General features: G+C 36.3%; 8 protein-coding genes. 7 read left to right on the top strand and 1 reads right to left on the bottom strand.

Features of this window, described 5'->3' with window-relative positions:
• The 4 genes from Q8907_08125 to Q8907_08140 form a co-directional block, all read left to right on the top strand.
• Window positions 1–954, top strand: a 954-nt coding sequence (locus tag Q8907_08125) for a lamin tail domain-containing protein (protein MDP4274229.1), incomplete at its 5' end; no start/stop codon positions are given.
• A gap of 399 nt (window positions 955–1,353) precedes the next feature.
• Entirely contained in the window at window positions 1,354–2,826 is a 1,473-nt protein-coding gene (locus Q8907_08130) for a sugar transferase (GenBank protein MDP4274230.1), read from the top strand.
• A gap of 420 nt (window positions 2,827–3,246) precedes the next feature.
• Complete coding sequence (locus Q8907_08135) at window positions 3,247–4,023, top strand: polysaccharide biosynthesis/export family protein (GenBank protein MDP4274231.1); 777 nt, start codon at window positions 3,247–3,249, stop codon at window positions 4,021–4,023.
• Between the two features lie 57 nt (window positions 4,024–4,080).
• Entirely contained in the window at window positions 4,081–6,486 is a 2,406-nt protein-coding gene (locus Q8907_08140) for a polysaccharide biosynthesis tyrosine autokinase (protein ID MDP4274232.1), read from the top strand.
• Window positions 6,487–6,499: 13 nt separating this feature from the next.
• On the opposite strand, the gene Q8907_08145 is transcribed toward Q8907_08140, so the two are convergent.
• The gene (locus tag Q8907_08145) at window positions 6,500–6,892 is read right to left on the bottom strand and encodes a DUF1987 domain-containing protein (protein MDP4274233.1); all 393 of its coding nucleotides are present in this window, start codon (window positions 6,890–6,892) and stop codon (window positions 6,500–6,502) included.
• Window positions 6,893–7,139: 247 nt separating this feature from the next.
• Between Q8907_08145 and Q8907_08150 the strand changes: the two genes are divergently transcribed.
• The 3 genes from Q8907_08150 to Q8907_08160 form a co-directional block, all read left to right on the top strand.
• Window positions 7,140–8,588 (top strand): BNR-4 repeat-containing protein, encoded by a 1,449-nt coding sequence (locus Q8907_08150; protein MDP4274234.1) that lies wholly within the window; start codon window positions 7,140–7,142, stop codon window positions 8,586–8,588.
• Between the two features lie 113 nt (window positions 8,589–8,701).
• Window positions 8,702–8,926: a DUF2905 domain-containing protein gene (locus Q8907_08155; GenBank protein MDP4274235.1), complete on the top strand. Its 225-nt coding sequence runs from the start codon at window positions 8,702–8,704 to the stop codon at window positions 8,924–8,926.
• A gap of 132 nt (window positions 8,927–9,058) precedes the next feature.
• On the top strand, window positions 9,059–9,649 hold a 591-nt coding region (locus Q8907_08160), incomplete at its 3' end, for an aminotransferase class I/II-fold pyridoxal phosphate-dependent enzyme (protein MDP4274236.1).

The raw sequence follows: 9,649 nt of genomic DNA on the forward strand, positions 1-9,649 counted from the left end.
AAGGGGACCGATTATTTACTCACCTTGACCAATGGGATCACCGATTGTGTGGGCAATCCATTATCAGATAAAAATTATGCCCATTTTGCTTTGCCTCAGTCCCCTGATAGTTTGGATATATTGATCAATGAAATACTTTTTAATCCTTTCCCTGACGGGACGGATTTTGTGGAGATTTATAACCATTCTTCGAAAGTCATTGATTTAGCCGATCTTTCAATTTGTACCCGGGATATAACCAGCGGTCTGATCAAAAATTGCTGTGTCATAGCCAAAAACGGCCGTCTGATTTTTCCGGGAGAATATGTTGTGATAACGGCAGACAGGTTGAAAGTTCAAAATCATTACTTGACTCCTAATGATAACTGTTTTACTGAAGTTACGGCTATGCCTGCTATAAATAATGAAGAAGGTACGGTAATGCTTATCAATAGGCAAGCACAGATGATCGATTTTTTCTCATACGATAAAAATATGCACTTTGGACTGATCAGCAATACTGAAGGAGTTTCACTGGAAAGGATTAATTTTGATCAATCTACCAACAATGCATCGAATTGGCATTCGGCTGCGGAAACGGTGGGCTATGCCACACCGGGTTATAAAAATTCACAGTATAATGCACAAATTGACCGTTCTTCGGAATTCTCAGTTTCGCCAGAAATATTTTCACCGGATAATGACGGCCGGGATGACCTGTTGCATATTCATTACAAACTTGATCAACCTGGTTTTGTAGCCAATATCCTGATTTTCGATTCGAGAGGAAGGGAAGTCAAACGGCTGGGCCGTAATGTGCTTCTTCCCTCTGAGGGTGATTTGACCTGGGATGGCTTGGATCATAGGGGAGGAAAAGCTTCAATGGGCATGTATATCCTCTTTGTGGAGCTTTTTAATCTCAATGGTGAAGTTCGGAATATTAAAAAGTCATTCGTTCTGTCTGAAAAATTGTAATATGCCCATAATTAAATATATAAAGTGAAAGGTCAATTGTTTTTCGAACGGTGAAATCCTTAAAAATCCGTGGTTTATAAGACCTATACTTCATCTTTTTGGGATAAAATCAGGCCTTTAAAAAAATGTATTAAGTGATTGAAAATCAAATAAATACAACCGTTTTTAATAACTTGTTTTCATCTCGAAAAAGTTTACATCCATGTACGTAATTTTCCTCTTAATCAAAATCAAAGCCTTTTATTCTGTCCGCAACTGTTTTATTTCATAAATTTCGCTAAGAAATTCCAACCTAAATAATAAATTATCTGCAGAAAAGTTTTGGGGTGAAAAATTTTTAAGCTTGGAGATAGATGAGTTGAGCTATTTCCTGTTTTTATAACTTAAAAAATTTGTGAGATGAGCGTGGAGGAAAAATTACCCTTTCTGAATAATATCAGGGAGTACAATCGGCTTGAAGCATTTAACGGTAGAAAAAAGTTTGTTAATTACATGCTGGGCACTGTTGATATCGCTTTTTCGATAGTATCCTTTGCATTGGCTATAATCCTTTGTCATTACTATATTGATCCCCTTCAGGATTTCTCCGGAGACAGCATATCTTTGATCATTCTAATGGTCCCTACCTGGATCATACTGCTTAAATCTACCAATATTTCGCTTATCCCCAGAACCAGCCGTTATTTGACCATTTTCTTTTATTTTGCCCGGTTCTGGATAGTTGGCATGATATTTATACTAACATATAAATATGTATTCGGATTGAGACATATCAGCTTAATCACTATCCTTATTTTTTCAGTTCTAAATTTTATAATGTTGTATACCATCAGGATATTAACCTTCAGATTTTTTAAATATTCCAGAGCCAATGGCCATAATATACATAATGTTATTGTAATTGCTGATGCTTTTTCTGAAGAATTTATTCAAAAAATACTTGATGAGAAGGCATGGGGCTTTAGAATTATTATGATAGTAAGTGATTCCAAATTGATCAGGGCAAAATTCGGATCCATGATTAAGATTATTCCGGAAAGGGCTAACATCCGCAGTCTGATTGAATTTGACATCATTGATGAGGTGATATACAGCAAATTGAGAATTAACTATGAGCGGATACAGGCTTTGATCGCAGCTTGCGAGGAAATAGGGGTGATTTTCAGGATGCAGTCTAACCTTTCCCCCATGTCTACGAAAAACACCCAGTTGGATTTGCATTATTACGGAGATGAGCCTTTCCTTACCTTTATGGATAAACCATCCAATTATTTTATTTTTACAGGTAAATCTATGATTGACATTATATTTTCGGCCATTATACTATTGCTACTTACCCCTATTTTTCTCTTAGTTTCAATTGCCATCAAGTTGGATTCAAAAGGACCTGTTTTTTTCAGGCAAGAGCGGGTTGGCTTAAGGGGCCGGAAATTTTACATGTACAAATTCCGCACCATGGTTGCTGAAGCCGAGAAACTTAAGTCCTCCATTGCTTCAAAAAACGAAGCAGACGGGCCTGTATTTAAAATCAAAAATGATCCGCGTATTACGCCTTTGGGCCGTATTTTGAGAAAAAGCGGGATTGATGAATTGCCTCAGCTTTACAATGTGATGAAGGGAGAGATGTCGCTTATCGGCCCGCGCCCACCTATATTCGAGGAAGTTAAAAAATATAAACGCTGGCAACTTAGACGGCTTTCGGTTAAACCCGGGATTACCTGTACATGGCAAATTATCCCCAATCGTAACAAAGTATTATTTGATAATTGGGTGAAACTTGATTTGCAATATATCGACTCCTGGTCGTTTAAGCAAGACATGGTCCTGCTTTTTAAAACTATTAAGACTGTTTTTAATGGCAGCGGCGTATGAAGATTTCTATTCCCTTTCTACCCGTTTTTGTCCGTGGTGATTCTTTCCGCCTGTATTTTTTAGCCTCAACAGTACTTCCGGATATAAAAAAAATTTTGAAGGGAATGCTGTTGAATACTCTTAACTATACTGTTAATTTATTTGCGTCAAATTATTTTCACAAAAAACTTTCTAATTAAATGATTTTTACTATTTTTATTATTGCGTTAAGGTTAGTCGAAAGTTTTGAATTAAAGTAAAACTTCAGAGTGGGAAATGATAGGTTTTACTGATTTGGGTTGCTGTAGTCTAGAAATTTCATTTTCTCCCGGATTAAAAAATTAATTCTATGAAACGACCATGTTTGCGAATAAATGCAAAAAACGAATAAAAACAGCAAACATGGAGTTACATACGTCCTTTAAAATTAATTATTTACGTATGAAAACAACCTTTAAGCAGGGCAATTTCTTCTCGCATTTTTTTGTGTTGTTAATTCTTGCTTTTCTTGCATTTTCTTGTGTACCTCAGCAGAAATTAATTTACATTCAGGAATCACTGACAGATACTGTGAATGTTTATAAAAATTCACGGGGTATTAGGAAAATTCAGCCATTTGATAATATTTATATTAAAATTTACAGCATTGATGAAAAGACCGCTTCTATTTTTAATACACAAGGCGGTTACATGGGCGGTTTTGATGTCAATCTCATAAGTTATACCGTCAATGAAAAGGGTTGTATAGATTTCCCCTTTGTGGGAAATATATCCATCAATAATTTAACCCTGGAACAGGCGAAACTGAAGATACAGGATGCTTTAAGCCAGTATCTCAATAATGTTTCGGTGACCCTGAAATTCGTAAGGAATTTTGTGACTATACTTGGCTCTGTTGAACATCAGGGAGAATATTCCTATTATGAAGAAAGAATTTCAATTTTCGAGGCCCTGGGTTTGGCCGGCGGAATTAATAATTTCGGGAATAAATCAAAGGTTAAGCTGATCAGAAGGGAAAATGACAAAATTGCCTATCATAACATAGATCTTACAGACCGTAATATTGCTCGTTCCCCTTTTTTTTATTTATCTCCTAACGATGTAATTATTGTAGATCCCATCAAAGAACAATATCAATACATTAAAAATTATTCTTTAATTTCTGTAGTTCTTTCTTCCGTAACAACCATAATTGCAGTACTGTACTACTTTAAGTAGAAATTTTATATCAATCACCCTAATCTATTCGCAATGATTTAATTTTCATCAGAGGCTATGGAAAATAACAATTTTGAAGAAATGTACCGTATGAAGAAGACCGATTTTAAATCGATCTTTATGAAGATTTATGAAATTCGTTTTATTGTTCTGATTAGTGTACTGGTTTTTCTGTTTTTTACCGTGTTATATAATAAATATGCCACGCCTGTATTCAAGAATACCACTGCCTTGCTGATATGGGATCAGGCTAATAATACCTTTATGACCGACAACAGCGAACCCTCAACTGGGTTTGGACTTTTTGCACAAAAAAAAATCGAAAATGAAATTGAAATTCTAAAGTCATTTAGCCTGGTGAATCGTACGGTGAATCAGCTGAATATCGGAACAACCTATTGTTATGATAAATATTTGTTCGGCAGCAGGTGGTTTAAGCATTTCCCCCTGAAAACCACCCGCGAAATTTATAATGATAGCCCCATAAGGGTGACTATAAATACTACTTATTCCCAACCTGTCTATGTGAAGTTTTATGTCTCCATTATCAGTCCGCTTACCTTCCGTATTCAGGCTATTGCTGATAAAGCCTGGACATACAATTATTTTGACAATAAACCTGATGAAACGCTGGTCAGTTTTAAACTGGATACACTCATACATTTTGGAAAGGAATTGAGGACTAAAAATTTTTGTTTTACCGTAAACCTGCAACCCAATAAAAAGTTATCTCCCAGTAATGATTATTATTTTGAATTCAATAACCTTGAACTACTTACGAATTATTTAATGTCGAACTTAAAAATTGAAAATTCCACCAAAAATTCTTCGGCGGTTTACATTACTTTGAGCGGGGGCAATTTCAATAAAATCACAGACTTTTTAAATAAATATGCTGAAGTATATCTGGAACAAAATCTGGCTAAAAAGAATAGCATTGCTAATAAGACTGTTGAATTTATTGAAAGTCAGATATCAGATGTTTCCGATTCGCTCAAGTATTCAGAAATGCGCTTACAAAATTACCGGACTTCTAAAAATGCGGTGAATACAAATTTTCAGGGCGAACAGCTATATGAAAAAATTAATTCATTGGAATCTGAAAGGGCTAAGTTGACTGTACAGCTAAGATATTATAACTACATAAAGGATTATTTTCAAAATAATAATGATGTCTCAAGCCTCGTGGCTCCTTCCTCAATGGAAATTCAGGATCCCATTCTGAGTGGTTTAATCAATCAGTTAATTAAATTAAACGAAGACAGGGTAGGTTTACTGAACAACAATAAGAATCCGAAGAATCTTTATTTGAATAATCTGGAACTGCAGATCAATAATCTTAAAAGCACTATCCAGGAAAATGTGAACAACAATATTAATGCCTCCATGATGGCACTAAATGACCTGGATACGCGTATTTCAAGACAAACTGGTGCAATTCAGCATCTACCCAAAACAGAAAGGGTACTTTTTGGAATGGAAAGGAATTTTAAATTAAATGATGCCATTTATACCATGTTGTTGCAGAAAAGGGCGGAAGCCCAGATTGCAAGGGCGTCAAACTCTCCTGATTATGAGATTATTGATTCGGCAAGGACTGTAAATTCTCTTCCTATAGCTCCCAGAAAACGGTTGAATTACATGATAGCCATGCTGTTAGGGTTTTTGCTTCCTTCAATTTATGTTTTGATCAGGGAGGCCTTTAATACGAAAATTACTGACAGAAAAGATCTGGAACAGCTTTCCAATCTGCCTGTTTTGGGGCATATTTATCATAATAATAAGAAGACCGCAATGGTCATCACTGATTATCCGAGGTCGTCCATATCTGAATCATTCAGGATTGTGAGGACAAACCTGCAGATTTTCCTGCAGGAGAAGCCCAAACAGATCATAACCATTACTTCTTCATCGCGAGGGGAGGGGAAAACATTTGTATCTATCAATATTGCCTTGGCTTTTGCTGCTTTTGGAAAAAAGACAGTACTGGTTGGTTTTGATTTAAGGCGGCCCTCAATTTTTCAGGACCTGGGATTGCAAAATGAGGTGGGCGTAAGTTCTTATCTGACGGATAAATCTACTTTAAATGAAATTATTCAAAAAACAAGGGCTGAAAATCTGGATTTTATTGCTGCCGGGCCTATTCCTCCCAATCCCGTTGAAGTTATTGCATCCGGTAAAACCAATGAATTTATTCAAATCCTTAAAAAACAATATGATTTAATTGTCATAGATTCAGCACCTATAGGGGTGATTGCAGATACCTTTTTGTTGATGAATTATGCAGATATGAATATTTTCCTGGTCAGGCAAAATTATACCCTGAGAGAAGCCCTGGTTTCTACATTAAATAACCTGAAAATCAATAATTATAATAACTTGTCGCTTGTACTCAATGACGTGTCCGTAAAAGACCATCATTCATACCAGTATGGTTATGATTCAAGGTATTACATTGAATAATTGAGGGGCAGGTTCAAAGTGAAGTTGAAATATTTTCTTTTTTTTCGATAAAAGTGAAAGGAATACCCAGGTTCGACTGAATGTATTCGCCCAAGTCATACATATCGTCATCTCCAACTTCAAAGTACCAGTTGACTACTACTTCGTTATTGCTTTTAAATATGGGATAGATTTCCTTGAGTATATTGATGATCCATTTAGAGGATGCAGTATCCAGATACTCAAAATCCAAATCAATAACAGTGATAATGGCTGGCGATACAGCATAATCTTTTAACCATTTCAGTATGGGACTGTATATTTTTTTTGGGTTTTCAGGTATAGAAACTCCCTTTAATGAAATGAGCCCATCCCTTAGTTTCGCTTCAGGAGTTTTTTTGGTACTCTCGATTTCCAATGCTTCCATAGTCCTTTATACTTTATAGTCTACTCTATTATAAATTTACGAGATTTATTTGATAGATTAAAGGATTTTAGTAAATTTTTACAATTCAAATATATAAATAACATAATTAATTAGAATGATAAGCAATCAAAGGTTATGACTGCAAAATCAATTTATTTCAGGAAAGGTGATAAGATTTATTTCTATATTCGCTGAATTTTGAAATGCATCATTTTAATGCATATTAACCAAAGAAACCTTTCAAACGATGAAAAATCATTTCTCGATTTTGTATTTAATATTCGTATGCGGATTGGCAACAACAAGTTTAGCTCAATCCGTAAATACTGGGCATGCCAAAACAATTGTCCCTCAATCGCTTAATAACACCAAGATAGATGGGTACCGGGGTATATGGTTCGAACTGGGACAGAAATATCCTCATGGAGACAAGTATTCAGGTGGTTTAGGCACTTATACTGCCGATCATTTCCCGGTAGCCATTTATGCGGAACAGGTAAATAAAACCTTTTTTGTATTTGGCGGCACTACCCGTGAGGATCAAAGACATCTTCTTTGTATGATAGGGTGTTTCGATCACCGGACAAAAAGGGTAGAAAAACCCACTGTAGTTTATGACAAACAGGGGGTAAACGATCCACATGATAATCCCGCGCTGCTAATCGACCCCAAAGGCTACATCTGGGTTTTTGTCAGTGGTCGTGCCAAAAAAAGAATGGGCTTTAAATTCCGCAGTGTTAAACCATATTCCATTGATGCTTTTGAACAAATTACCAGTGAAGAAATGACTTATCCCCAGCCCTGGCAATTAGACAACGGGATGATCTTACATTTATTCACAAAATATACGGGAGTGCGCGAATTATATTTTGAAACCAGCACAGATGGCGGTTATACCTGGAGCGATGATCAAAAACTTGCCGGAATGAAGGACCCTGGTGAAAAATATAGCGGCCAATATCAGGTTAGCCAGAAAAATGGTAATGTAGTAGGGACATTTTTCAATCACCATCCCAATGGAGATGTTGATAAACGTACAAACCTTTATTATTTGCAAACAGCAGACGGAGGCAAAACATGGACTAACGCTGAAGGTACTAAGATGGAAATCCCTTTGAAAGAAGTTGAAAATCCGGCAAGAGTTATTAACTATCAGAAACAGGGATTAAATGTTTATCTCTGTGATATGAATTTTGACCGTCAAGGTAACCCTGTTTGCCTTTATGTGACCAGTAAAGGACATCAACCCGGTCCTGAAAATGCTCCCTATTTATGGCACGTAACCCATTGGAATGGTAATTCCTGGGAAACATCTATAGTTGGCAGCTCTGATCATAATTATGATATGGGCAGTTTATATATTCAGGATCATAAATGGCTGGTTGTCGGCCCTCTTGTGAATGGCCCTCAATTGTGGGGCGGTGGAGGTGAGGTAGCTTTCTACGAATCAACAGACCAGGGTAAAAACTGGGTAAAAACCCGCCAACTTACTTCCAATAGTCAACTAAATCATAATTATATACGACGCCCGCAAAATGTCAGGGATCCTTTTTTCTTTTTCTGGGCTGATGGCAATCCGGACAAGTTTAGTATTTCACATCTTTACTTTGGTGATTCTTCAGGAAATGTATATCAACTTCCATATAACATGAAAGGGAAAACAGCAAAACCAGTTCATGTGGTTAGCAAAAATTAAGAGATGTATTAATGTTGTCATATCCTGTTCAATATTTTTCGTTTAAAAACTTTATTCCATGGGGTAAGGACAATTTCCGTATTTTTACTTGAAAAAATAAAAAAACGCATACCATGCATCAGCTTATTGGAAAATTTATGATGGGGGCCGGTATTTTTCTTGTCATCGCCGGTATTTTAGTTTATTTTTTGGGAGATAAATTAAAATGGTTCGGCCATCTGCCAGGGGATATTTATATTAAGCGGGATAATTTGCAGGTATTTTTCCCCATTACGACTATGATACTTTTAAGCATCCTCATTAGTCTGGTGGTTTTTATTGTAAAAAAGTTTTTTTAGTCTCTGTCCCCTGCCTGTTGGTAGTTTTTTTAGTTTTAAAGAAGATTTTTACCCGATAATCTAAGGTAATGATAAATGTCCGTTTGTGAAAACGGCATTTTTTGTACATTTCGGGATTAATGGTTAACGAATATGCAGTATAATTTTGATGAAACAATAGACCGCAACCATACCAACTGCGAAAAATACGATGAACGCAGGAAGTTTTTTGGTACCGAAGAGGTATTGCCCATGTGGGTTGCAGATATGGATTTTCGCACTCCTGACTTTATAGTCAATGCGATAAAAAAAAGGGCTGATCATGAGATTTATGGTTATTCTTTTCAACCCGAGAGTTTTTATGAGGCAATCATTTACTGGCTGAATCAAAGACATCAATGGAAAGTGAAACGTAACTGGCTGACTGTCAGCCCGGGAATAGTTACTGCACTTAACATGGCTGTGCTTGCTTACTCCAGACCTGGTGACAAGGTGATTATTCAGCCTCCTGTTTATTTCCCTTTCATGTGGTCGGTCCGGAACAATGGCCGGCAACTAGTATTCAATCAGTTGAAAAAGGAAGGAAATCAATATAAAATGGATTTTGAGGATCTGGAAAAGAAGATAGATAAGCGTACCAAATTATTTTTTCTTTGTAATCCGCATAATCCTGGGGGAAGAGTATGGACAAAGTCTGAACTCAAACGACTCTCTGAGATTTGTGTTAAGCACGGAATTGTTATG

It is taken from the genome of Bacteroidota bacterium (assembly GCA_030706565.1).
Classification (GTDB): Bacteria; Bacteroidota; Bacteroidia; order Bacteroidales; family JAUZOH01; genus JAUZOH01.

Bases quoted from the DNA above. Each gene is read 5' to 3' on its own strand.
- Q8907_08155 (MDP4274235.1), top strand. From the start codon at position 8,702: ATGCATCAGCTTATTGGAAAATTTATGATGGGGGCCGGTATTTTTCTT.
- Q8907_08140 (MDP4274232.1), top strand. From the start codon at position 4,081: ATGGAAAATAACAATTTTGAAGAAATGTACCGTATGAAGAAGACCGAT.
- Q8907_08135 (MDP4274231.1), top strand. From the start codon at position 3,247: ATGAAAACAACCTTTAAGCAGGGCAATTTCTTCTCGCATTTTTTTGTG.
- Q8907_08145 (MDP4274233.1), bottom strand. From the start codon at position 6,892: ATGGAAGCATTGGAAATCGAGAGTACCAAAAAAACTCCTGAAGCGAAA.
- Q8907_08150 (MDP4274234.1), top strand. From the start codon at position 7,140: ATGAAAAATCATTTCTCGATTTTGTATTTAATATTCGTATGCGGATTG.
- Q8907_08130 (MDP4274230.1), top strand. From the start codon at position 1,354: ATGAGCGTGGAGGAAAAATTACCCTTTCTGAATAATATCAGGGAGTAC.